The sequence below is a fragment of the Brevundimonas sp. genome (assembly GCF_044336875.1).
Taxonomy (GTDB): Bacteria; Pseudomonadota; Alphaproteobacteria; order Caulobacterales; family Caulobacteraceae; genus Brevundimonas.
Map to the genome: position 1 here is coordinate 228,599 of NZ_JBIIOP010000004.1, position 22,771 is coordinate 251,369.

At 67.4% G+C, this 22,771-nt stretch carries 23 protein-coding genes; 10 read left to right on the forward strand and 13 right to left on the reverse strand.

Going from position 1 to position 22,771, the window contains the following annotated elements; genetic code table 11:
• The first annotated feature begins 51 nt into the window (after window positions 1-51).
• Genes ACIQ1T_RS07985 through ACIQ1T_RS07995 form a run of 3 tightly spaced genes read left to right on the forward strand, consistent with a single transcriptional unit; the run spans window position 52 to window position 2,055 of the window.
• Window positions 52-870, forward strand: coding sequence for a helix-turn-helix transcriptional regulator (locus tag ACIQ1T_RS07985; protein WP_395944003.1), 819 nt, complete (start codon window positions 52-54; stop codon window positions 868-870).
• 44 nt (window positions 871-914) lie between these two features.
• Window positions 915-1,640 carry an NUDIX hydrolase gene (locus tag ACIQ1T_RS07990; RefSeq protein ID WP_395944004.1) on the forward strand — a complete coding sequence of 242 codons (726 nt, stop codon included), beginning with the start codon at window positions 915-917 and terminating at the stop codon, window positions 1,638-1,640.
• Between the two features lie 4 nt (window positions 1,641-1,644).
• Entirely contained in the window at window positions 1,645-2,055 is a 411-nt protein-coding gene (locus ACIQ1T_RS07995; RefSeq protein ID WP_395944005.1) for a DUF5990 family protein, read from the forward strand.
• 1 nt (window position 2,056) lies between these two features.
• Here the strand turns inward: ACIQ1T_RS07995 and ACIQ1T_RS08000 are convergent, their stop codons facing one another.
• Window positions 2,057-2,623: a hypothetical protein gene (locus ACIQ1T_RS08000; RefSeq protein ID WP_395944006.1), complete on the reverse strand. Its 567-nt coding sequence runs from the start codon at window positions 2,621-2,623 to the stop codon at window positions 2,057-2,059.
• Window positions 2,624-2,749: 126 nt separating this feature from the next.
• Between ACIQ1T_RS08000 and rpmG the strand changes: the two genes are divergently transcribed.
• Window positions 2,750-2,917, forward strand: a complete 168-nt coding sequence (gene rpmG / locus ACIQ1T_RS08005) for a 50S ribosomal protein L33 (RefSeq protein ID WP_003164451.1) — start codon at window positions 2,750-2,752, stop codon at window positions 2,915-2,917.
• 101 nt (window positions 2,918-3,018) lie between these two features.
• Here the strand turns inward: rpmG and ACIQ1T_RS08010 are convergent, their stop codons facing one another.
• Complete coding sequence (locus ACIQ1T_RS08010; RefSeq protein WP_395944007.1) at window positions 3,019-4,380, reverse strand: PleD family two-component system response regulator; 1,362 nt, start codon at window positions 4,378-4,380, stop codon at window positions 3,019-3,021.
• On the reverse strand, window positions 4,377-4,742 hold the full coding sequence (locus ACIQ1T_RS08015; RefSeq protein WP_166622562.1) for a response regulator: 366 nt from the start codon (window positions 4,740-4,742) through the stop codon (window positions 4,377-4,379). The genes ACIQ1T_RS08010 and ACIQ1T_RS08015 overlap by 4 nt, the downstream gene beginning before the upstream one ends.
• Window positions 4,743-4,849: 107 nt before the next feature.
• On the opposite strand from ACIQ1T_RS08015, the gene ACIQ1T_RS08020 reads away from it, so the two are divergent.
• Genes ACIQ1T_RS08020 through ACIQ1T_RS08030 form a run of 3 tightly spaced genes read left to right on the forward strand, consistent with a single transcriptional unit; the run spans window position 4,850 to window position 8,199 of the window.
• Window positions 4,850-6,118, forward strand: coding sequence for a DNA polymerase IV (locus ACIQ1T_RS08020; protein ID WP_395944008.1), 1,269 nt, complete (start codon window positions 4,850-4,852; stop codon window positions 6,116-6,118).
• A gap of 8 nt (window positions 6,119-6,126) precedes the next feature.
• Entirely contained in the window at window positions 6,127-7,422 is a 1,296-nt protein-coding gene (locus ACIQ1T_RS08025) for a nicotinate phosphoribosyltransferase (RefSeq protein ID WP_395944009.1), read from the forward strand.
• A gap of 36 nt (window positions 7,423-7,458) precedes the next feature.
• Window positions 7,459-8,199, forward strand: a complete 741-nt coding sequence (locus ACIQ1T_RS08030; protein WP_395944010.1) for a polysaccharide deacetylase family protein — start codon at window positions 7,459-7,461, stop codon at window positions 8,197-8,199.
• A gap of 46 nt (window positions 8,200-8,245) precedes the next feature.
• Here the strand turns inward: ACIQ1T_RS08030 and ACIQ1T_RS08035 are convergent, their stop codons facing one another.
• Together ACIQ1T_RS08035 and ACIQ1T_RS08040 are read right to left on the reverse strand one after the other, a co-directional pair.
• The gene (locus ACIQ1T_RS08035) at window positions 8,246-8,530 is read right to left on the reverse strand and encodes a hypothetical protein (protein WP_395944011.1); all 285 of its coding nucleotides are present in this window, start codon (window positions 8,528-8,530) and stop codon (window positions 8,246-8,248) included.
• 83 nt (window positions 8,531-8,613) lie between these two features.
• Window positions 8,614-9,504 carry a hypothetical protein gene (locus ACIQ1T_RS08040; protein WP_395944012.1) on the reverse strand — a complete coding sequence of 297 codons (891 nt, stop codon included), beginning with the start codon at window positions 9,502-9,504 and terminating at the stop codon, window positions 8,614-8,616.
• A gap of 111 nt (window positions 9,505-9,615) precedes the next feature.
• Between ACIQ1T_RS08040 and ACIQ1T_RS08045 the strand changes: the two genes are divergently transcribed.
• Window positions 9,616-10,074, forward strand: a complete 459-nt coding sequence (locus ACIQ1T_RS08045; protein WP_395944013.1) for a RidA family protein — start codon at window positions 9,616-9,618, stop codon at window positions 10,072-10,074.
• The gene (locus tag ACIQ1T_RS08050; protein WP_395944048.1) at window positions 10,071-11,216 is read left to right on the forward strand and encodes a GNAT family N-acetyltransferase; all 1,146 of its coding nucleotides are present in this window, start codon (window positions 10,071-10,073) and stop codon (window positions 11,214-11,216) included. The genes ACIQ1T_RS08045 and ACIQ1T_RS08050 overlap by 4 nt, the downstream gene beginning before the upstream one ends.
• A gap of 153 nt (window positions 11,217-11,369) precedes the next feature.
• On the opposite strand, the gene ACIQ1T_RS08055 is transcribed toward ACIQ1T_RS08050, so the two are convergent.
• The 4 genes from ACIQ1T_RS08055 to ACIQ1T_RS08070 all read right to left on the reverse strand — a co-directional run bounded on the left by ACIQ1T_RS08055 (window position 11,370) and on the right by ACIQ1T_RS08070 (window position 16,393).
• Window positions 11,370-13,013, reverse strand: coding sequence for a methyltransferase domain-containing protein (locus ACIQ1T_RS08055; protein WP_395944014.1), 1,644 nt, complete (start codon window positions 13,011-13,013; stop codon window positions 11,370-11,372).
• Between the two features lie 91 nt (window positions 13,014-13,104).
• Entirely contained in the window at window positions 13,105-15,408 is a 2,304-nt protein-coding gene (gene clpA, locus ACIQ1T_RS08060; protein WP_395944015.1) for an ATP-dependent Clp protease ATP-binding subunit ClpA, read from the reverse strand.
• A gap of 13 nt (window positions 15,409-15,421) precedes the next feature.
• Complete coding sequence (gene clpS, locus ACIQ1T_RS08065; RefSeq protein WP_201097917.1) at window positions 15,422-15,751, reverse strand: ATP-dependent Clp protease adapter ClpS; 330 nt, start codon at window positions 15,749-15,751, stop codon at window positions 15,422-15,424.
• 171 nt (window positions 15,752-15,922) lie between these two features.
• A complete protein-coding gene (locus ACIQ1T_RS08070) occupies window positions 15,923-16,393 on the reverse strand; it encodes a phasin family protein (RefSeq protein WP_395944016.1) in 471 nt (156 codons plus the stop codon).
• A 278-nt stretch (window positions 16,394-16,671) separates the two neighbouring features.
• On the opposite strand from ACIQ1T_RS08070, the gene ACIQ1T_RS08075 reads away from it, so the two are divergent.
• A complete protein-coding gene (locus tag ACIQ1T_RS08075; protein WP_395944017.1) occupies window positions 16,672-18,150 on the forward strand; it encodes a D-alanyl-D-alanine carboxypeptidase in 1,479 nt (492 codons plus the stop codon).
• An 8-nt stretch (window positions 18,151-18,158) separates the two neighbouring features.
• Here the strand turns inward: ACIQ1T_RS08075 and ACIQ1T_RS08080 are convergent, their stop codons facing one another.
• From ACIQ1T_RS08080 to ACIQ1T_RS08095, 4 genes are all read right to left on the reverse strand, one after another.
• Window positions 18,159-19,847, reverse strand: a complete 1,689-nt coding sequence (locus ACIQ1T_RS08080; protein WP_395944018.1) for a cisplatin damage response ATP-dependent DNA ligase — start codon at window positions 19,845-19,847, stop codon at window positions 18,159-18,161.
• 98 nt (window positions 19,848-19,945) lie between these two features.
• Window positions 19,946-20,422: an RcnB family protein gene (locus tag ACIQ1T_RS08085; protein ID WP_395944019.1), complete on the reverse strand. Its 477-nt coding sequence runs from the start codon at window positions 20,420-20,422 to the stop codon at window positions 19,946-19,948.
• Window positions 20,423-20,545: 123 nt separating this feature from the next.
• Entirely contained in the window at window positions 20,546-22,366 is a 1,821-nt protein-coding gene (locus ACIQ1T_RS08090) for a response regulator (protein ID WP_395944020.1), read from the reverse strand.
• An 85-nt stretch (window positions 22,367-22,451) separates the two neighbouring features.
• The gene (locus ACIQ1T_RS08095; RefSeq protein WP_395944049.1) at window positions 22,452-22,757 is read right to left on the reverse strand and encodes a BolA family protein; all 306 of its coding nucleotides are present in this window, start codon (window positions 22,755-22,757) and stop codon (window positions 22,452-22,454) included.
• Window positions 22,758-22,771: the final 14 nt, after the last annotated feature.

Genomic DNA, 22,771 nt, shown 5'->3' on the forward strand with positions numbered 1-22,771 from the left:
GCTCGGCCCTGCGATCTTCATTTCGGGCCGAGGCCGTGGCAGGACTGTCTCATGCCGCCCTCGCCCGCTCCGTCCGACACCGTCCTCGCTCGCTTGAATGCGGCGGAGCGCGAACTGCTGATCCTGCTGGGTCAGGGGCATACGGCCAAGTCCATCGCCGTGCTGAAAGGGCTGTCCGAACTGGCGGTCAACGAGCGTTTCCGTTCCGCACGGCGCAAGACCGGCATCGGATCCAGTCGTGAGATCGCCCGCCTGCTGGCCGCCCGAGAAAATCGTGACGACTTTATCGGACTGGCCGAACCGACCGTCTCGCCTCCAGACCTCCCTCGTCCCGACGCACCACGCCGTGCGTCACCTCAACGATGGAGACTTACTATGGCCGCCGCCGTCCTGATCGCCGCCGCGATCCTCGCCCAGCAGACATCCGTCGCACCAACGGTTCCGCCGGCGCCGGACCGTCCGATTTCACCGGCCGTCGAAGCGCTCTTAGCGCCGCGCTCGCCACAGCCCGACATCTCGGCCCTGCACGCCGAAGTCATGGGCGGGGGCGTGGATCCCAACTGGTCGGCCGCCACCGAGACTGCGCTGCGACGAATTTACGGCCAGGCCATCGCGCCCGACACGCTGGCCTCGTTCGAGGTCACATGCAGCGCCTCTCTCTGCGAAGCGCTCGGCGTCGGCCGCCCGGGGCTCGTCAGCGACGCTGTCACGGTCTTTACCGATGCGGTGCAAGGGCCAGACGTCAGCCAGGCAGCGGGCACGCTGGGCCTGCTCTCGGTGATGAACGGCTTCACGGTGACGCGAGACGAGGCGGCGAACGCCAAACCGTCCACCTTGGTCTTCGCCGCCTACTGGCGTCGCATCGATTAGGCGCCGCGCTTTCCTTGGCGCTCGGCGCATGGCATCGATCCTCGATGCCGACGCCGCTCCAGCCCTTCGACGCCGTCCAGGACCTGACCGACGCCCCGCGCGTCGGCGGCGCCCAGCGGCCGAAGGATGCGGCGACCCTGATCCTCACACGGGGCGGTTCGCGGCCCGAGGTGCTGATGGGCCGCCGCGCGCCGGGTCACGTCTTCATGGCGTCGAAATGGGTCTTTCCCGGCGGGCGGATCGATCGCAGCGACTTCACCGCCGCCAGCGCCGCCGATCTGTCGCCCGAAACGGCCCGGCGGCTGGAAAGCGAACTGCCCGCCCGCCGGGCCCGCGCCCTGGCCCTGACGGCGGTGCGCGAGACCTTCGAGGAGACAGGCCTGGTCCTGGGCCGCGCCGCGCCCGCCGCCTCGGTCGCCGGACCATGGCGCGACTATCGCCAGGCGGGCGCCCTGCCCGACCTGTCGGTCCTGACCTACGTGGCCCGCGCCATCACCCCGCCGGGGCGCACGCGCCGCTTCGACGCCCGTTTCTTCATGGCCCCGGCCGAGGCCCTGCTGTCGCCCGAGCCGACCGCCGGGTCGGGCGAACTGGACGAGATCGCCTGGCTGCCGCTGGATCAGGCCCGCGCCCTGGACCTGCCCGCCATCACCCGCTTCGTCCTGGGCGAACTGGCCGAGCGGCTTGGCCAAGATCGAACAAGCCCGGATCGCCCCCTGCCCTTCGTCCGCATGGTGCGCGGACGCCATCTGGTCGATCACAGGGACTGACGCCATGGCCGGAACGACCATCACCCTGCGCCTGACCACCGTCGATCCGGTCGCGGGCGTCGCCTACAGTCTGCAGGACAAGACCAATAGGCCGGTCGATCCCCGCATCGCCGACGACGGACCGATCAGTTTCGACGCGCAGATCACCCTGTCCGACGACGGCCGGTTGACCGGTCCTTTCGTCCGGCGCGAGGGGCCGGCGCGGCGCTTCGTCTATATCGCCATCGGAACCTCGGCGGGTCAGCACAGCGAATGGTCCCGCCGGGCCAAGATCGACGTCCACGACATTCCAGACGAGCTTCTGGCCCTTGCGCGCGAAGGCCGGGTGCTTGAAGTCGTCCTGCCCGGCCGCGCCCGCGACGGCGGCCCGGCCTGCGCCACCGTGCGGCCGCTCCAGCCCTGGCGGGCCGTCTGACCTAGTCGGCGACCGGCCTGGTCAGGTCGAACTCGACGCGGAAATGCCGGTTCGCCCGGCGCAGTTCATAGGCAAACACCCGGTCCGGATGGACCTCCATCGCCCAGATGTTGGTGGTCGAGACCGAGGCGTTGTTGGCGTTGAACAGGGCGATCGATTCGGCGTCGACCGGGAACGCCTGCCGTTCGGCCGTGCCCGCATTCTCCGTCTCGCCGCCGTACCAGTGCAGCACGTCGGTCGTGCCGTCCTCGTGCCGATGGTCGTGCTTCAACCGCAGCCTCGCCTCATGCCGGCTCACCACCCAGGTTCGTGACCGGTCCTGGCCCACGGCGAAGGGAATGCGAATCTCGTCCGCCGAACAGTCGCGGACGTGCATGACCAGCCGCTTGTCGGCGAAATCGGCGTCGGCGGCGTCCGTCGAGACCACCCGCCCCTCGAACCTGCGTCCGCACAGTTCACCCAGATTGGCGAAGAAGACGGCTTGGGGCGTATCCGACCTGGCCGCCGCGACGCCGGGAAACAGCGGGAAACTCAGGGCCGTCGCGGCCAGCAGGGATGCGATTTTCATTCCCAGACCCTATATGTGCGCCAGACCGCATCAACGTGGCATCGCGCCCGTTGACTTTGGAGCGCGGCTGAGTATGTTCCGCGCCTCTTATTTTAAGCGGCTTTCGCCGTCGCAGAGGTAATTCCGATGGCCAAACCGGCTTCCATCAAGATCCGCCTGAACTCCACGGCCGACACCGGCTTCTTCTACGTCACCAAGAAGAACGCCCGCACCATGACCGAGAAGATGGTCGTGAAGAAGTACGACCCCGTCGTTCGCAAGCACGTCGAGTTCAAGGAAGGCAAGATCAAGTAAGCACTTGATCTGCTGACGAATACGAAACGCCCGGCTGGTCACCAGCCGGGCGTTTTTGCTTGTCTGTTTTGCTGTTCGTCACCCTCGGGCCCGCCACGGGGTCAGGCCGCCTTGGCGATGACCCGGTTCCGCCCGCCGGCCTTGGCCTCGTAGACGCCTTCGTCCGCGCGTTTCAGCAGGACCTCGGGCGTATCGCCGTCGCCGGTCGTGGCCGCCACGCCGATGGAAATCGTGATGGTGATCAGTTCCTTGCCGCCCATGACGCGGAAGGGCGCCGAGGCCACGTCGCGGCGAATCCGCTCCGCCACCATCTGGGCGTCCTCCAGGCTGGCGCCCGGCATGACCACGACGAACTCTTCGCCGCCCATGCGACAGGGCAGATCCACGGCCCGGACATTGGTCGCCAGTCGCACGGCGAACTCGACCAGGACCTCGTCGCCGGCGTCGTGGCCGAAACCGTCGTTGACCGACTTGAAGTGGTCGATGTCCAGCACCAGCAGGGCGACCGGCGTGCCGCCGTGCGCGGCGCGGCCGACCAGGGCCTGCAGCTGGCCCGTCATGTAGCGACGGTTATGCAGGCCGGTCAGGGCGTCGGTGACCGCCATCTCCAGACTGGAGTCCAGCTTCTGGCGCAGGAAGTCGGTATAGCGTTTGCGCCGGATCTGGGTGCGGACCCTCGCCGACAGCTCCTCGGGATCGATCGGGCGCGGCAGGATGTCGGTGGCGCCCAGTTCCAGCGCCTTGACCATGCGCGGCCGCTCGGTCGGTTCGACGATGGCCAGGATCGGCGCCCGGCGCGCATCGCCCGACTTGGCCTGGGCCACGATCCGCAGACCGTCGAAGCTTTCAGCCGCGACATTGACGATGATCAGATCCAGCGGACCCTTGGCGGCCGCCATGGCGGCCTCAGGGTCGGTCTCGATGGTGACGCGGTGCTCGCGGCCCAGCTCCTCGGCGACCTTGGCCGCCTGGCGTTCATTGTCGTCGACGATCAGGACTCGACCGCCCTCGCTGCGCAGGCGTGTCGCGCCCTCGCCTTCCACGCCCATGCGACGGCTGCTTTCCTCGCGTTCGCGCAGTTCGTCCATCACCTGTTTCAGCCGCGTCAGCGACTTCACCCGCGCGAACAGGACGACGTCGTCGATCGGCTTGGTCAGGAAGTCGTCGGCCCCGGCCTCCAGGCCGCGAATCCGGTCCTCGCGACCGTCCAGCGCAGTCACCAGCACCACCGGGATATGGCGGGTCTCCGCCTGGGCCTTCAGCCGCCGGCAGGTCTCGAACCCGTCCATCCCCGGCATCATGACGTCCAGCAGGATCAGGTCCGGCTGATGCGCGGACGCCAGGTCCAGCGCCGTCTGCCCGTCGTTGCAGGTCAGGACGTCGTAATATTCGATAGTCAGCTTGGCTTCGAGCAGACGCACGTTCACGTCCACGTCGTCGACCACCAGGATCCGCGCGCTCATCCGAGGTGCTGCCGGATGGTGTCGAGGAAATGCATGACCGAGATCGGCTTGGAGATATAGGCCTCGCAACCGCCCTGGCGGATCCGCTCCTCGTCGCCCTTCATGGCGAAGGCGGTCACGGCGATGACGGGGATGTGGTTCAGTTCCTCGTCGTCCTTCAGCCACTTGGTGACCTCCAGGCCGGAAATCTCGGGCAGCTGGATATCCATCAGGATCAGATCGGGATGGTGGGCGCGCGCCAGGGCCAACGCCTGCAGTCCCTCTCGGGTCTGCAGCGTCTCGTAGCCCTGGGAATCGAGCAGATCATGAAAAAGCTTCATGTTCAGCTCGTTATCCTCGACGATGAGGACTTTCTTGGACATCATCACCTGACCTGCGGGCCCCTGAAAAAATGGGACGCCTCGTTGGGTGCGATAGTGGGCGCCCAGTCTTAAGTTGGGGTGAAGCCAACGTTACGGAGACCTTAAGCGTGGCCATCAAGGCCATCTGCCGCGACTGCCTGTGGACCGGCGAAGATCCCGCCGGGCCGCCCGATCGCCGTTGCCCGTCGTGCGGCTCGCGGCGCATCGTCGCGGACGCCGAGCTGGACACCCTGTCCATCGCCCATATGGATTGCGACGCCTTCTACGCCTCGGTGGAGAAGCGCGACCGGCCCGAACTGCGCGACCGGCCGGTCATCATCGGCGGCGGCAAGCGCGGGGTCGTCTCCACCGCCTGCTATGTCGCCCGCCAGTACGGCGTCGGCAGCGCCATGCCGATGTTCAAGGCGCTGAAGGCCTGTCCCGAGGCCGTGGTCATCAAGCCCGACTTCACCAAATATGTCTTCGAATCGAAACGCATCCTGGGGGCCCTCGGCGATCTGACGCCCCTGATCCAACCCCTGTCGCTGGACGAGGCCTGGGTGGATCTGTCGGGCACCGAACGTCTGAACGGCGGCCCGCCCGCCTTTCAGCTGATCCGTTTCCAGAAACAGATCGAGGAGGAGACCGGCCTGACCGTCTCCATCGGCCTGGCTCCGAACCGTTTCCTGGCCAAGATGGCGTCCGAGATGGACAAGCCGCGCGGCTTCTCGGTCGTCGGCGCCGCCAACGCCCAGGCCCTGCTGGCGCCGCGCGCCGTCACCACCCTGCCCGGCGTCGGCCCGGTGTTCGGCAAGGCCCTCCGCAGCGACGGCTATGCGACCATCGGCGATCTCGCCGCCGCCGACGTGCGCGACCTGGTCAAACGCTACGGCGAATCGGGGCTGCGCCTCCACGACCTGTCCCACGCCCGCGACGCCCGCGCCGTGAACCCCGAGCGCGACCGCAAGGGGATGAGCGCCGAGACCACCTTCAACGAGGATCTGACCTCGACCGAGGCGCTGGAGGCCGAGCTGTGGCCCCTGTGCGAGAAACTGGCGTCCAAGGCCCGGCGCGACGGCGTGGCCAGCCGCGTCCTGGTGCTGAAGCTGCGCCGTACCGACTTCAAGATCGTCACCAGACGCGTCACCCTGGCCGATCCGGTCCAGACCGCCCGCGCCCTGTTCGCCGCCGGACGCGACCTGCTGAAGCCCGAACTGGGCCTGCCCTATCGTCTGATAGGCATCGGCATGGCCGACATCCAGGACGCCGACGACGCCCCCGCCGGCCTGTTCCAGACCGGCGAGACCCGCGCGCTGAAGACCGAACGCGCCATCGACAAGCTGCGCGAGAAGTTCGGCAAGGACGCCGTGGTGGCGGGACGCGTGCTGAAGTCCTAGGAAACGATATGGATCTCGCCAAACGCGCCTACGACCACGGCTTCCGCCTGGACCCGATCGTCCGCAGCCTGCTGGACACCGACTTCTACAAGCTGCTGATGCTGCAGATGATCTGGCGCGAGCACCGCGACACGCCCGTCGTCTTCCAGGTCATCAACCGCACCACGTCGGTGCGTCTGGCCGACGAGATCGACATCGCGGTCCTGCGCGATCAACTGGATCACGCCCGCACCCTGCGTTTCACCAACAAGGAGCTGGTCTGGCTGTCGGGCAACAGCTTCTATGGCGTGAAACAGATCTTCTCGCCCGACTTCATCGCCTGGCTGACCGACTACCGCCTGCCGGACTACGACCTGTCGGTTCAGGACGGACAATATGTCCTGACCTTCTCCGGCGCCTGGGCGGAGGTGACTTTGTGGGAAATCCCGGCGCTGGCCATCCTCAACGAACTGCGCTGCCGCACAGGCCTGCGCCGCCTGGGCCGGTTCGAGATGGACGTCCTCTATTCGCGCGCCAAGACCCGACTGTGGTCCAAGGTCGAGCGGCTGCGCGCCCTGCCCGACCTGGCCCTGTCCGATTTCGGCACCCGCCGTCGCCACGGTTTCCTGTGGCAGCGCTGGTGCATCCAGGCGCTGAAGGAAGGCCTGGGCAAGGCCTTCATCGGCACCTCCAACGTGCTCCACGCCATGGAGAATGATCTGGAAGCCATCGGCACCAATGGCCACGAACTGCCGATGGTCATGGCAGCCCTCGCCCCCGACGACGCGGCCCTGGCCCAGACCCCCTATACGGTGCTGGACGAATGGCGACGGCATTATGCGGGCAATCTGCTGATCGTCCTGCCCGACGCCTTCGGCACCGAGGCCTTCCTGGAAAAGGCGCCCGACTGGGTCGCCGACTGGACCGGCTTCCGCCCGGACTCGGCCCCGCCCATCCCGGCGGGCGAGCGGTTGATCGACTGGTGGCGCGAACGCGGGCGCGATCCGAAGGAGAAGCTGCTGATCTTCTCGGACGGCATGGACATCGACGGCATCGAGGCCGCCCACGCCCATTTCCACGGTCGCGCCCGTCTCAGCTTCGGCTGGGGCACCAATCTGACCAACGACTTCCGCGACTGTTCGCCCGTCCCGGCGCCTGAGCTGGAGCCCATCTCCCTGGTCTGCAAGGTAGTCGAGGCCGGCGGTCGCCCCGCCGTCAAACTGTCGGACAATCCGGAAAAGGCCGTCGGCGATCCGGGCGAGATCGACCGTTATCGCCGCGTCTTCGGCGTGCGCGGCCTGATCGCCCAACCCGTCACGGTCTGAAACCCGGCCTTAAGCCCGATCCGGCATAAGCGCGGGATGAACGACTTTATCGACAAGATGCGCCGCCGCGCCGGCCGCTATCTCGACGTCCGCCCCGCGATGGTCCAGCCGGCGCGCGGCCTCCTGAGCCTGTCGTTCGACGATATCCCGATGTCCGCCTGGACCGAAGCGGGGCCGATCCTGGCCCAGCACGGGGTCAAGGCCACCTATTATGTCTGCGGCGGCCTGGCCGGCGGTCGGAACCTGGATCTGCCGCAGTTCGAAACCGAGCACCTTCAGGCGCTCCACGACGCCGGCCACGAGGTCGGCTGCCACACTTACGAACACGTCTCGACCCTGACCCTGTCGCCGGCCGAGCTGGACGCCAGCCTGGCCCGCAACGCCGCCTGGGTGGCCGAGCGACTGGACGACTATCAGATGCGCACCTTCGCCTATCCCTTCGGCGATTGCGCCCTGGGCTCCAAGTCCGTGATCGACAGCCGCTTCCTGTGCGGGCGCGGCGTGCGCGACGGGATCAACGCCGGACGCGCCGACCGCAATCTGCTGCAGGCCATCGGCCTCGAAAGCCGCCGTCTGCCCGGCTACGATCTGGAAAAACTGGTGGCGGACACGGCCGCGTCGAAAGGCTGGCTGATCGCCTATGGCCACGATGTCAGCGACGCCCCGACCCCTTACGGCTGCAGACCCGACGATCTGGATCGCATCATCCGCCTGGCCAAGGCCGCCGATCTGGACATCCAGCCCGTTGCGGCGGCGTGGAGAATTGCGACCCAATAACCGTCACCCTCGGACTTGACCCGAGGATGACGGAATGGGGGTAGGATCAGAAAATCCCCACTGCGCCCTGAGCCCAGATCAGCAGGACGGCCAAGACCACCACTCCGGCAATGATCGCTGCCCCGGTCCGGTTTCGAACCTTAAGCACAGCCAGTTCGATCAGGAGCCCCGCGCCGACCAGCAGCCCGGCGGCGAACAGGAAGTCCGACGCGGTCCAGGCGACCTCGCGGGTGAACTGCATGGCGACCAGAGGCGTCAGCAGGGCCAGGGCGACCAAGCCCCACCCGGCCGGCCGCAGCCAGCCCAATCCCGTCGTCGCCGCCCGCATCATCGCCGTCACTCCCAAGTCGATGAAGAGCTTATCGCCCGACCGGCCATCGGCCGCACGTGGAGTTTCGGTGCAGACGCCTCGGTTCAACCGGCCTTGCGCGCATCCGCCCAGGCGATCAGCTCCTTGCGCGGCCAGACCATCAGCCACGACCGGGCGGTGTATTCGCCGCTGTCGATCAAGGCCTTGCGCGAGGCCGAGGCCGCGCCGGCTCGTTCGGTATGGATCGGCGCCGGCCCCTGGTGGACCATGAAGGCGCCGCCGTTCAGCGGGTTCAGCCGCAGGTGGGCCAGGCGGGGGCTGATCTCGGTCAGGGGGGGGTCATAGAACCAGCTGGAGCCGATCATCCCCGCCAACTCAGGCCGGGCGCGGCACAGTTCGGCGGCCGTGGCCCAGGCGTCGTTCCAGCCGTCCTCGTTGAAGCCGCGCAGCCAGCGGCTCTCGGTATGGACCTCCAGCCAGGGCTCCTTCTTCGCCCCAGCCGCCAGATAGCGGAACAGCGGCTTCAGCCCCCAGCCCTGACGAACATGGGTGACGATCTGCCCCGGCCCGACCGGCGAAGACAGGTCGATCACCTGGCTCTTGGCGCCCGGCACGCTCAGCGCCAGCGAGAAACGCACATCCTTGGACCAGTGGTCCTGGTCGTAATCACCCTCGGCCTTGGTCAGGAAGGCGGCGACCTGTTCGATCCAATAGGGATACAGGGCCATCACCTCGGCCGGCAGGGCCATGGCCAGCACCCGGTCGGGCAGTTGCAGCATCCAGGTCGCGACCAGGCCGCGCCGCACCTCGTCCGACACGCCCGCGCCCAGGAAGGCGTCGACCGCCTTGGCCGGCGCCTCGAAGTCCCAATGGGCCGCGACGGCTGCGGCCTTTGCGGCGGCCGGCGCCTGCGCCGCATCCACGCGCGCCCTGTCTTCGGGCGACAACCGCGCCAGCACGGCATGGAAGGCGGCGACGTCGGGGGTCAGGTGCATGTCCATGGCCGTCACCCTGACACACGGCGGTTGGCGAACCTTTAAGGGCGCAGGAATGGGTGACGCCGCCCTTGCGCCACGCTAAACCGCCGACCAGATCAAGGAGCCCCCATGACCATCGAAGCCCGCATCGCCGAACTTGGCATCGTCCTGCCGGAACCCGCCAAGGCGGTGGCCAACTATGTGCCCTTCGTCCAGACGGGCGCCGTGGTCCACATCTCGGGCCAGCTGTCGAACGACGCCTCGGGCGGGGTCAAGGGCACGGTCGGGGTCGACGTGACGCCGGAAGAGGCCGCCGCCGCCGCCCGCCTGTGCGGCATCAATCTGATCGCCCAGATCAAGGCCGCCTGCGACGGCGACCTGGACCGCGTCGTCCGCATCGTCAAACTGGGCGGCTTCGTCCAGGCCGGCCCGGACTTCGAGGCGATTCCCGCCGTCATCAACGGCTGCTCGGACCTGATGGTCGAGGTCTTCGGCGACGCCGGCCGCCACGCCCGTTCGGCCGTCGGCGTCTACAAGCTGCCGCTGGGCTTCGCCGTCGAGGTGGACGCCGTCGTGGAGATCCGCTGATCTTCCAGATCTCGGTTCATAACGGGATCGCCGACATCGGCCAAGCCGCGTGGGACGCCTGCGCGGACCCGACCGGCGATCCCTTCGTCTCCTACGATTTTCTGCACGCCTGCGAGGCTTCGGGCAGCGCCGCCCCGCGCCAGGGCTGGGCGCCGCGCCATCTGGCCCTGCGCGACGAAGACGACGCTGTCCTCGGCGTCATGCCCCTCTATCTGAAGGGCAACAGCCAGGGCGAATATGTCTTCGACCACAGCTGGGCCGACGCCTATGAGCGGGCCGGCGGCCGCTATTATCCCAAACTGCTGGGCGCCGTGCCCTTCACCCCCGCGACCGGGCCGCGCTTCCTGGCCCATCCCGACGCCGACCGCGCCACGGTGCGACAGGCTCTGGTCCAGGGCGCTTTGACCTTGGTCGAGCGACTGGGCGTCTCGTCCCTGCACGTCAACTTCCCGGACGAGAGCGACTGGTCCGCCCTGACCGACGCCGATCTGCTGCCCCGCCGCGACATCCAGTTCATCTGGCACAACGACGGCTACAAGACCTTCGACGACTTCCTGGCCGCCCTGTCGTCCAATCGGCGCAAGACCATCCGCCGCGAACGCCGCGACGCCCAGACCGATCTGGACATCCGCGTCCTGACCGGCGCCGATCTGAACGAGGAGGCCTGGGACGCCTTCTTCGCCTTCTACATGGACACGGGCAGCCGCAAATGGGGCCAGCCCTATCTGACCCGCGCCTTCTTTTCGATGGTGGGTCAGACCATGGCCGACCGCATCGCCCTGGTCGTGGCCTACCGGGACGGAGCCCCCATCGCCGGCGCCCTGAACTTCATCGGCCGCGACGCCCTGTACGGCCGCCAGTGGGGAACCCTGGAGGACGTGCCCTTCCTCCATTTCGAGCTCTGCTACTATCAGGCCATCGAATTCGCCATCGCGCGCGGCCTGTCCCGCGTCGAAGCGGGGGCCCAGGGCGAGCACAAGATCGCGCGCGGCTATCTGCCCTCGCCCGTATATTCGTCCCACTTCATCGCCGACCCGGCCCTGCGCGGCCCCGTGGCCCAGTATCTGCGCGGCGAAGGCCCGGCCGTGGAGGCTGAGATCGTCGCCCTGACCGAGGACCAGTCGCCGTTCAAACGGAGTTAGATCTCGTCCTTCTCCCTTTGGGAGAAGGTGGCCGCGAAGCGGACGGATGAGGGTTCGGTCGAAAACCGGCTCGCACCGTCTCTCCCTCACCCTTTCGCGCAAGACCGATCGCTACGCTCTCGGGCGCTCAAGGCCTCTCTCCACGGGAGAGGCTCATTTTCGTTGTCCCCAAAGGTGATACATCCCCGCAAACAGGGTCGGCCGCCGCGCTTCCAACCGGTCCCATAGACCCAGATCCAGCCGGTTCGCCGTCGCCCCGAACGCCTGCCGGGACGCCTCTTCCGCCTCGGGCGAGGCCTCGAACCCGATCAGCCGCAGCCCTGCCCCGTCCAGCAGATCGCCCAGTTGCGGCGGCGTGTAGCGATGTTCCTGCACATGGAAGACCAGGTCGCGACAGCCGCTCAGGCTGTAGAAGTCGTCGCTTGCCCTCAGCCCCGCCAACGGATGTTCGTCCGGCAGGGCCAGCACGTGAGCGCGGAAGGCGCGGATGTCGGCCGGGTTCGCCGTCCAGCCGCGCTCGCGGATCAGGGCGTGCGCCCGTTTCACCAGATCGCGGCCCCGCTCGCTGTAGAGGCCCAGCCGGACGACCCCGCCCGGCCGCAGCACGCCCGTCAGCCGCGCCAGCCCGTCCTGGGGCCGCGCCATATGGTGGATGACGCCGGTGCTGGTCACGAGGTCGAACCGATCCTCGATCCGATCCAGCGCCAATATGTCCCCCACGGCGAACCGGACCCGGTACAGCTCCAGCTCGTCCGCGACCCGCGCCCCGTGAGCCAGACTGGCGCGGCTCAGGTCCATGGCGGTGATCGACAAGCCCGGATCGGTCCGCGCCAGATCGATCGGCTCGAACCCCGTGCCGCAGCCGGCGACCAGCACCGTCTCCGCCCGCCCGCCGAAGGCCGCCCGGTCCAACCCCGGCAGGGCCTCGATCACCGCCGCCAGCGAACGCAGGGAAGGCGCCGGCGGAGTCGCCCAACGCGGATAGGGATTGACCTCGTACTGGTCCCGCACCGCCCCGGACACGGCGTCGTCGGACAGGGGTGTCAACCGCTCCAGCCCCGCCGCCAATTCACGCTCGCGCTTCGGCTGCTCGACGGCCCGCCGCGCCAGTTCGCCGCCGGCGCCCTCGCCCGCCTCCGGCGCCCGGAACAGCCAGGCCAGAGGCGGCGTCACATCGCCCGACGCCGGATTCAGATATTCCGCCGCGAAACCGTTCAACGCCAAGGCCTGGATCAGGGCCGCCCGCCCCTCCCCTTCCGCGCCCTCGGTCGCCCGCAGCGCCGCGCGCAACGCGTTCAACCGCGCCTCCATCGCCGCATCGACGTTCAGGCAACGCGACAGAAACGCCAGCCACAGCGGATCACGCCCCAGCGCCTCCAGCGTCTCGACCGCCCCGTCGAAACTCGGCGCCTTCAGCAACAGGGTCCGCGCCGTCACCCGCGCCAGCGTCTGCGGATCGACCGACGCCTCGTTCAGCAGCACCGTCAGATCTGCGTCCAGCACCGTGTGCCAGCCGTTCGGCGACAGGTCCGCCAGTCGCTCGGCCAAGGCCGCCGCCACGCGACCGCGCGTCCTTGGATCAACCGCCCTGGCCAGCGCCCGGCTCAACACCTGGCTCGCCTGCCCCGGATCGCCATAGGCAGACAGGAACAGCCCCATGGTCGCCAAAGCCGCCGGATGATCGGGATCGGCCGCCAGCACAGCCTTCAGCCCCGCGAATCCGCCCCTAAGGTCGCCCGCCGCCAGTTGCGCCTCGGCCTGCGCCGTCGCCTCGTCCTGATCCACCCCAGCCTGCATCAGCCCACTATGGCGCGACCGCACACGCCGCGCATGAAAAAAGGCCCGGGCGTCGCCGCCCGGGCCTCGTCTTTCCTGAAGATCCGACCGATCAGGCCGTCTCTTCTTCCTCTGACTTCGCCGGCGCGCCGCTGGGGCTGGTCACGTCGAAGTCGATCTTGCCGTCCTTCAGCTGGACCTTGACATGCCCGCCGCGCGTCAGACGCCCGAACAGGATGTCGTCGGCCAACGGCTTCTTGATCGAGTCCTGGATGACCCGCGCCAGAGGACGCGCGCCATACAGTTCGTCGAAGCCGTTCTTGGCCAGCCAGTCGGCCGCCTCGTCGGTCAGCTCGATGGTGATGTTGCGGTCCGCCAGCTGGGCTTCCAGCTGCAGCACGAACTTGGTCACCACCGAGCGGATCGTCTCGGCCTGCAGCGGCTTGAAGGCCACGATGGCGTCCAGCCGGTTGCGGAACTCCGGCGCGAACAGGCGCTGGATGGCCTTGTCGTCCTCGCCCTCGACCTTGCCCCGGCCGAAGCCGATGGAGGCGCGGGCGTTGTCGGCGGCGCCGGCGTTGGTGGTCATGATCAGGATGACGTTCCTGAAGTCGACCTTCTTGCCGACCGCGTCGGTCAACATGCCGTTGTCCATCACCTGCAGCAGGATGTTGTAGACGTCCGGGTGGGCCTTCTCGATCTCGTCCAGCAGGATGACGGCGTGCGGATGCTGGTCCACGGCGTCCGTCAGCAGGCCGCCCTGGTCATGGCCGACATAGCCGGGAGGGGCGCCGATCAGACGGCTGACCGTGTGGCGCTCCATGTACTCGGACATGTCGAACCGCTGCATCTCGATGCCCAGCGTGGCGGCGAGTTGCTTGGCCACCTCGGTCTTGCCGACGCCGGTCGGGCCGCTGAACAGGAACGAGCCGATGGGCTTGTTCGGATCGCGCAGACCCGCCCGCGCCAGCTTCATCGCCGCCGAGACCTGTTCGATCGCCTGTTCCTGGCCGAAGACGACCCGGTTCAGATCGACCTGCAGTTCGCGCAGGCTCTCGGTGTCGGACTTGGACACCGACTTGGCCGGGATGCGCGCCATCTTGGCGATGACGGTCTCGACCTCCTTCTGGCCGATCACCTTCTTGCGCTTGGATTCGGTCAGCAGCATCTGCGACGCCCCGGCCTCGTCGATCACGTCGATCGCCTTGTCCGGCAGTTTCCGGTCGGTCATGTAGCGGGCCGACAGTTCGACGGCGGTGCGGATGGCGCTGTCGGTGTAGCGGACCTTGTGGTGCTGCTCGTAATAGGTCTTCAGACCCTTCAGGATCTTCACCGTATCCTCGACTGTCGGCTCGTTGACGTCGATCTTCTGGAAGCGACGCACCAGGGCGCGGTCCTTCTCGAAGTGCTGGCGATATTCCTTGTAGGTCGTCGATCCCATGCAGCGCAGCGAACCCGAGGCCAGGGCCGGCTTCAGCAGGTTGGAGGCGTCCATGGCCCCGCCCGAGGTCGCGCCGGCGCCGATCACCGTGTGGATCTCGTCGATGAAGAGCACGGCGTTGTCGTGGTTCTCCAGCTCCTTGACCACCTGTTTCAGCCGCTCCTCGAAGTCGCCGCGATAGCGGGTGCCGGCCAGCAGCGCGCCCATGTCGAGCGAGTAGATGGTGGCGCCCTTCAGCACGTCGGGCACTTCGCCGTTGACGATCTTGCGGGCCAGACCCTCGGCGATGGCGGTCTTGCCGACACCGGGATCGCCGACCAGCAGCGGATTGTTCTTGGTCCGGCGGCACAGGATCTGGATCGAGCGTTCGACCTCGGCCTGACGACCGATCAGCGGATCGACCTTGCCCTGGCGCGACTTCTCGTTGAGGTCGACGCAATAGGCTTCCAGCGCCTCGCCGCCCTGTTTGACGGCCGACTGGTCCTCGGCCTCCTCGGGCGAGGAGCCCTTGGCCGGACGCGTCTCGCCGGCCCCCGCCTTCTTGGCGATGCCGTGGGCGATGAAATTGACCGCGTCGTACCGCGTCATGTCCTGCTCTTGCAGGAAGTAGGCGGCGTGGCTTTCGCGCTCGGAGAAGATGGCGACCAGCACATTGGCGCCGGACACTTCCTCGCGGCCGGACGACTGGACGTGGATCACCGCGCGCTGGATCACGCGCTGGAAGCCCGCAGTCGGCTTGGCGTCCTCGCCGTCGGCCGTGGCCAGGGCGGCGAGATCATTGTCGACATACAGGGTCAGGGCCGCCTTCAGGGCGGTCAGATCCACATTGCAGGCGCGCATGACGCCCGACGCGTCGGGATCGTCGATCAGCGCGAGCAGTAGGTGCTCGAGCGTCGCATACTCGTGCCTGCGCTCGTTGGCGTATCCCACCGCGCGGTGCAGGGTTTCTTCGAGAGGACGGGAAAATGAAGGCATAGGGAGGCTCCTCTCAGTCCTTTTCCATCGTGCATTGCAGAGGGTGCTGGTGGCGACGCGCGGTCTCGATGACCTGCGCGACCTTGGTCTCGGCGACCTCGTAGGTGAAGACGCCGCAGACCCCCACGCCATGCTGATGCACATGCAGCATGATGCGGGTCGCTTCTTCCCGGGACTTCTGGAAGAACCGCTCCAGCACATAGACGACGAATTCCATCGGCGAATAATCGTCGTTCAGGATCAGCACCCGATACAGCGAGGGCTTCTGAAGCTTCGGCTTGGTTTCGGTGACGGTGGCGGTTCCTTGACCGCCCCCGGTTTCACCGGGCCTTTGTATGGGCATTCGTATTCCGTGATGGGGAGTCGTCTTGTCTCTATCAGATAGGGAATGATGGCCTGAATTGAAGCGGCGTCCAGTCACAGGTTTCGTGAACCGCAAACCTTGGACACAGAACGAAAAAGGCCCCGGAGCGAACTCCGGGGCCTTTCGGATCCGTTCAAGGGTCGCCGCTGATCAGCGGGCGGCCTGGAAGGTCTCGACCGAGGCGGTGACGCGCTCGTTGATCGGCTTCAGGCTGTCCTTGACCGTGGAGGTGACGATCTCGTTCGTCCTGGTCAGTTCGGACATGTAGCGTTCCATGGACTTCTTGGCCCAGGCCGTCTGCAGTTCGAAGAACTCCTGCACCGAACGCGCGGTCGACAGTTCCTTGCTGGCGGCGACGCCGTCTTCCCAGGAGGTCTTGGCGAAGCCCAGCGCCTGTTGCGACAGGGCCTCGGCGCCCTTCTGGGCGACGGCCGCCGACTCGACCATGGCGTCTAGGTTCTTCTTGCCGTGAGCGTTCAGTTCGCCCAGCGAGGCCACCGACTTGTCGAGGGTTTCGCGGAACGCCTGGGCGCCGGCGGCCTGGAAATCGGCGGCCTGGGCCTTGGCCTTGGCGGTGGTCTGCTCGACTGTCTTCTTCACGTGTTCAGCGCTGTCGGCCATGATCGTGTCTCCGATATCTGGGCCTGAAAGGGGATAGGCACGGCGGAAATTCAAGCGCAAGGCGAACCTTGCCTGAGCGGCTTATGCTGCAAGTGCGAAGGTCATTCAAGGTTGTTTTGTGCAATGCACCATATGAACGCCGATAACCTGGTTCGGCGCTTCAAATTCCCGTTGACGGCCGGTTAACCACCATGAAACCCGCGACTTCTATGCTAGCTCTTCCATCGCGTCGGCCGGGGGGCCTGTCGCACCCTGCTCACCGAGGGTCGTAACCGCCCATGATCGCCTTTCTCCGCCGTGGCCTCTTCGCCGTTCTTGCGCTCTCCCTGGTCCTGGGCGCGAACATCAGGCCGCTTGAAGCGCAGACTCAGGAAAACAGCCGCTACGCCGCCATCGTCATCGACGCCGCCTCGGGCGAAGTCCTGTTCGCGCGTCATGCCGACAGCCGCCGCTATCCCGCATCCCTGACCAAGATGATGACCCTGTATCTGACCTTCGAGGCCCTCTCTCAGGGCAAGGTCAAGCCGGACGATGTCCTGACCGTCTCGGCTCGCGCCGCCTCCCAGCCGCCGTCGAAACTGGGCCTGGCCGCCGGTCAGACCATCACCCTGGACGACGCCATGCGCGCCACCGCCGTCCGCTCAGCCAACGACATGGCCGTGGCCATCGCCGAACACGTCGGCGGTTCGGAAGCCCGTTTCACCAATCTGATGACGCTGAAGGCGGAACAGCTGGGCATGACCCAGACCCGCTATGTCACCGCCAACGGCCTGCCCGACGCACGCCAGCTGACCTCGGCCCGCGACCAGGCCATACTGGCCCGCGCCATCATGCGCGACTTCCCCCAGTATTACAGTTATTTCGGTCTGCACGACTGGGCCTACAACGGCCGCAACTACCGCAACACCAATGGCCTGCTGCCGACGGGGCGCGGCTATGACGGCATGAAGACCGGCTATACCAACGCCTCGGGCTACAACCTGGCGGCTTCGGCCGTGCGTGACGGCCGTCGCCTGATCACCATCGTCCTGGGCGGCCGCTCCAGCGCCAGCCGCAACGCCCACGTCGCCGAACTGATGGACACCGGCTTCGAGGTCGAACGTCGTCGCTCGCAGGGCGAGACCATCCAGATCGCCCAGACCTTCTTCGAACAGCGCGGCTTCGGCATTGGCGCCGAGGCCCTGGCGCCGCCGGTGGCCTACGCCGCAATCGGCAATGACGACGAGGACGGCATCGGTGCGGAATCGCCCACCGCCGTCGCCTATACGGCCGCCCCGCCGCCCGCCGCCCTGCCGACCCGGATCATGCCCGCACCGTCCGAGCGCGCAGCCGCCGCCAGCCAGCGGGCCGCCGCGACCGCCCAGGCCGCCGGTCAGGTCCAGGCCAACCGAGCGCCCGCCAATGTCACAGCCTCGCTGAACGGCGCCCCGCGCGGCGCGGCCGTCGCCCCCTCGACCACGCCCAGCCGCGCCACGCCGCCTCCGGCGCGTGAACCCGCCCGCGCCGCCGCAGCCCGCCCCTCGGGCCGCTGGGCCGTCCAGGTCGGCGCCTTCCGCGAGGAAAAGGTCGCCAACGACTGGCTGGCCGAGGTCAACCGCCGCTTCCGCAGCCAGTTCGCCAGCGCCGAACGCAATGTCCAGACGGCCGGCGACTGGTATCGCTCGCGCTTCACCGGCCTCACCGAGGACGCCGCCAAGTCCGCCTGCGCGGCCCTGGCCGAACGCCGGGTCACCTGCATGGTCATCCGTCCGGACTAACGCCCGGACTAGGCTTTCGCGATCCGTCCGCCTCCGCTTTCGATGGCGTCCAGCAGGTCCATGACGTCGCCGATGGTGTTCGCCTCCCGTGCAGGCTTGTCCCAGCGGATACGGCTGACGCGCGGAAACCGCATGGCCACGCCCGACTTGTGCCGGGTCGAGCGTTGCAGGCCTTCGAAGGCGATCTCCAGCACCAGGCCGAAATCCCGCTCGGCCCGCACTGACCGCACCGGCCCGAACCGGTCCACCGTGTGGTCGCGCACGAACTTGTCGAGCTGTTTCAACTCCTCATCGGTAAAACCGAAATAGGCCTTGCCCACCGGGGTCAGCGCCCCCTCCTCCGTCCAGACCCCGAACGTATAGTCGGAATAGAAGCTGGAGCGTTTTCCGTGGCCGCGCTGGGCGTACATCAGCACGGCGTCGATGACGTGGGGATCGCGCTTCCACTTGAACCACGGCCCCTTTGGCCGCCCCGCCAGGTACGGACTGTCCCAACGTTTCAGCATCAACCCCTCGGCCGCCGCCCCGATCGGCGGATCGGCCCTCAGCCGCGCCAGCTGACCCCAGTCGGCATAGTCGACCAACGGCGACAGATGCAGCCGCTCGCCCCTATGCGCCGCGACCACCGCCTCCAGCCGCGCCCTGCGGTCGCGCAGCGGCAGGCCGCGCACATCCTCGCCTGCGTCCGCCAGTATGTCGTAGGCCACCACAGCCGCCGGAAAGGCCGCCATCGCCTTGGCGTCGACCGTCTTGCGGTTCAGCCGCTGCTGCAGGTCGCCGAAAGGCGCGATGGCTCCATCGCGCCAGACCACCAGCTCCCCATCCAGCGCCCCGTCGAAGGCCAAGGCCTCCATCACATCGGGAAAGGCGGCCGAAATCTCGTCTCCGGTGCGGGACCACAGTTTGCGCACCCCACCCTCGACCACCGCCTGGACGCGGATCCCGTCCCATTTCCACTCGGCGGCGAAATCGGCCGGATCCATCTTCGGCAGATCGACCGCCTCGTCGACTGCAACGGCCAGCATGACCGGACGGAACCGGCCCGGCGCATCGGGGCTGGGTCGCTCCGCCCGCCCCTCCAGCCAGGCGAACAGGTCGCTGTATGGCGCCTCCACCGCGTGCCAGACCTCCTCGACCGCCGAGACGTCGACCGGATCCAGCGCCAATTTCGCCTCACCTCCGTCCGGCGAAGGCGTCGAACTGACCGTCTCGGGCCGCATCATGGCGGCCGCCGTCTTGGCCAGCCGCGCCGACAGGCCGACGCGCAGGCCGCCCGTCATCAGTTTCAGCAGCGCCCACCGAGCCTTGGGCTCCAGCGCGTCGAGCCAGCCCTCCAATAGGCCGCGCACCTCGGTTCGCCCGGCGGTCCGCAGCGCCTCAACCACCTCGCCCAGTTCCGGCTCACGATTGGGCCGCCGCTCCGGCGGGGCGGGCCAGATCAGAGCGACCGTCTCCGCCAGGTCGCCGACATAGTCGTAGGACCAGCCGAACAGCACCCCGTCCACCCGCGCCTCGACCGCCTTGCGGATCATGGCCGGCTTGGCCGCGTCAAAGGTCAGGTCCCCGGTCAGGGCCGCCAGGGCCCAGCCCCGGTCGGGATCCGGCGTCGCCCGCAGATAATCCCGCACCAGCACCAGTTTGGCGTTCCGCGAGGCGGTCAGCGACAGGCGGTCCAGAAGTTCGGCGAAGGCGCGCATGATGGTCCATCTTGGGCGTCCGCAGCGTCGCCGTCAGCCCACAACGAAAAACGCCCCGGAGGTTTCCCTCCGGGGCGTCTATCCCGGTCAACGATGGGTCAGTTGAACAGGCCGGCGATGACGGCGGTGATCAGGCCGCCGGCGACCGCGGCCAGCACCACGTCATTGCCGCTGCGGACATACTGGTAGCCACGCGGCGGGGCGCGCAGGCCGTAGCGGTTGTAGTCGTTCACCACATAGGCGTTGGAGCGGTAATAGGCCGGCATCCGCTGGCCATAGCTCCAGTTCCGGGTCGCATAACCGCGCGGCGGGGCGTAACGCGGGGCGTTGTAGCGACGCTGGGCCTGCTGCCAGCGGGCGTACTGGCGTTGATCCTGGCGGAATTCCCGACGGTCCTGACGTTGGTCCTGACGGAAGTCGCGGCGATCTTCACGACGTTCCTGACGGTCGTCGCGGCGATCCTGGCGCTGTTCGTAGCGGTGGTCGTTGCGCGACTGGGCAGAGGCCGCGCCTGCCGCGCCCAGGGTGGTCGCAGTCAGGACCGCGGCCATCGTGGCGGTGAGGATCTTCTTCATGATGATGTCTCCATCTGCGGTCGAACCATTCGACTTGCCCGCACTATGGAGACCAACGGCTGAGGCGCATCTGAACCGGCGCGGTCGCCTGCCGTTCAGACTAAGGCCCGGTTTCAGCCCCAATCAGGCAGCGACCGATTGCTCCGCAGCCGGCAAGGCGGCGCGTCCTACCGCCTCGCGCCCGCCGGGGACACGGCTCATCATCTCGGCCAGGGCGCCGAAGTCGATGGGCTTGTTCAGATAGGCGTCGGCTCCGGCGTCCAGGCCCGCCTGGTGATCCTCGCTGCGGGCCGAGGCGGACAGTACGACGATCGGCGTCTGGGCGTTGGGTCCCTGGCCGTCACGGATCAGGCGGGTGGCGGTCAGCCCGTCCATGACCGGCATGTTGACGTCCATGATGATCAGGTCGAAGGGCTGCTCGCGTGCCGCGTCCACGGCCAGCTGACCGTTCTCGGCCGTGGCGGTGACATGTGCGGCCGTGCTCATCCAGGCTTCCAGGATCATACGGTTCACCGGGTGATCCTCGACCACCAGAACCCGCAGGCTGGCGACGTCCTCGACCTCGTCCTCCACCGCCTCGGCCTGCACCGGCCTGGCCCATTCCACCACCTCGGCCTCGACCGTCAGGGTGAAGCAGGACCCCTCGCCCACCACCGAGGTCACGGTGATGTCGCCGTCCATGATATTGGCCATGCGTCGTGCGATGGTCAGCCCCAGCCCTGTGCCGCCGAACCGACGGGTCGACGAGGCGTCCACCTGGGTGAAGGGCTGGAACAGCCGCTCCAGATCGGTCGCGGAAATGCCGGCGCCGCTGTCGGTCACCGAGAATTCGAAGCCGACCCGTTGGTCGGAGATGCGTTGGCCGCGCACGACATAGCGGATGTCGCCCGCGTCGGTGAACTTCACCGCGTTCGACAGCAGATTCTGCACCACCTGGCAGACGCGCAGCGGGTCGCCCCGCACCACGGCCGGGATCTCGCCCTCAAAGGTCGAGACGAAGGTCAGGCCCTTGGCCTCGGCCTGGGCCTCGAACGGGCCGGTGATGCGACGATGCAGATCCTCGACCACGACGTCGACGACCTCGAAGGTCATCTTGCCGGCCTCGATCTTGGTCATGTCGAGAATATCGTTCAGCAGCGACAGCAGATTGTCGCCCGAGTTGCGGATGATCGATAGATATTCCCGCTGGGTGGATTCCAGCCGCGTGGCGCTGAGCAACTGGGCCGCGCCGAGCACGCCGTTCATCGGGGTGCGAAGCTCGTGCGAGATCACGCCCAGGAAGTTCGACTTGGCGTCGTTGGCGGCGTTGGCCTTGTCGCGTGCGGCCTCCAGTTCCTCGATCAGATGGGCCTGATGGGCCTGGAAGGCCTCGATCCTTTGCTCGCGCAGCATGGTCATGGTCACCAGGACGAACAGGCCGGCGACAGTGAAGGGCAAAACCCCCAGCATCGACCAGAACTCAGGCGTGCCCCACAGGCTGAAAAGAATGATCGCGGCGGCGGCGCCATAGGGCGACGAGATAATAATGGCCTGGCGCGGCGAGCTGCGCAGCTGGGCGAAGACCAGCACATAGCCGGAAATGATCAGGGCTATAGCCAGGGCCTGCCCGAAGGCCGAGGCAGAGAACCAGGCCATCAGGGGTGCGATCGCCCAGGCGGCGGTGGTGATGGTGGCTACGGCGGGGAAGATCATGCCCCAGCCGGCGTCCACGCGATGGCTGAGCTTGTGTTCGACCACGCCGCGGATCGAGCCGGCGCCCAGGGTGAGGACGAACCAAAGCAGCGCCTGCCACCAGCCCACCGTGCCCAGCAGACCCACAGCCCAGCTGGCGATGATCAGATAGCGCAGATACTGAGTCTGCAGGATGGCGGTCAGGGCCTGGGCCGCATCGCCCGCACGCTTGTCGCCTGGCAAGGCCTTCGCGACGCCGTCAGATTCCACCATAGCCCAGCCGTCCCCACGTTCTGTTTGGTCGCGTGACGCTAGGGCGAAGGTTCTAAGACGAAGTGAACGCTGGTTTTTCCCGCAATCAGGCGCTGTGCGCGGCCTCTGCGGGCGTCAGAGCCTTGATGGACAGGGCATGAACGGGCCCCGCGAGCTCCTCCCTGAGCAGGGCGTTGACAGCCCGCTGGCGCAGAAGTCGCGACTGGCCCTCGAAATTTGACGAGACGATCACCAGATTGAAATGGCTTTCGCCGCCTGGCTTCGCGTCCATGCCGCCCTCGTGGTGGTGACCGGCGTGTCGCCAGCTGTCGTCCTCGACCTCGAGCCGTTGCGGCGAGAGCGCGGCGCTGAGTTTTTCACGGATAATCGTCGCCACGGGGCCGTCTGACATGATCGTTTCCTTGA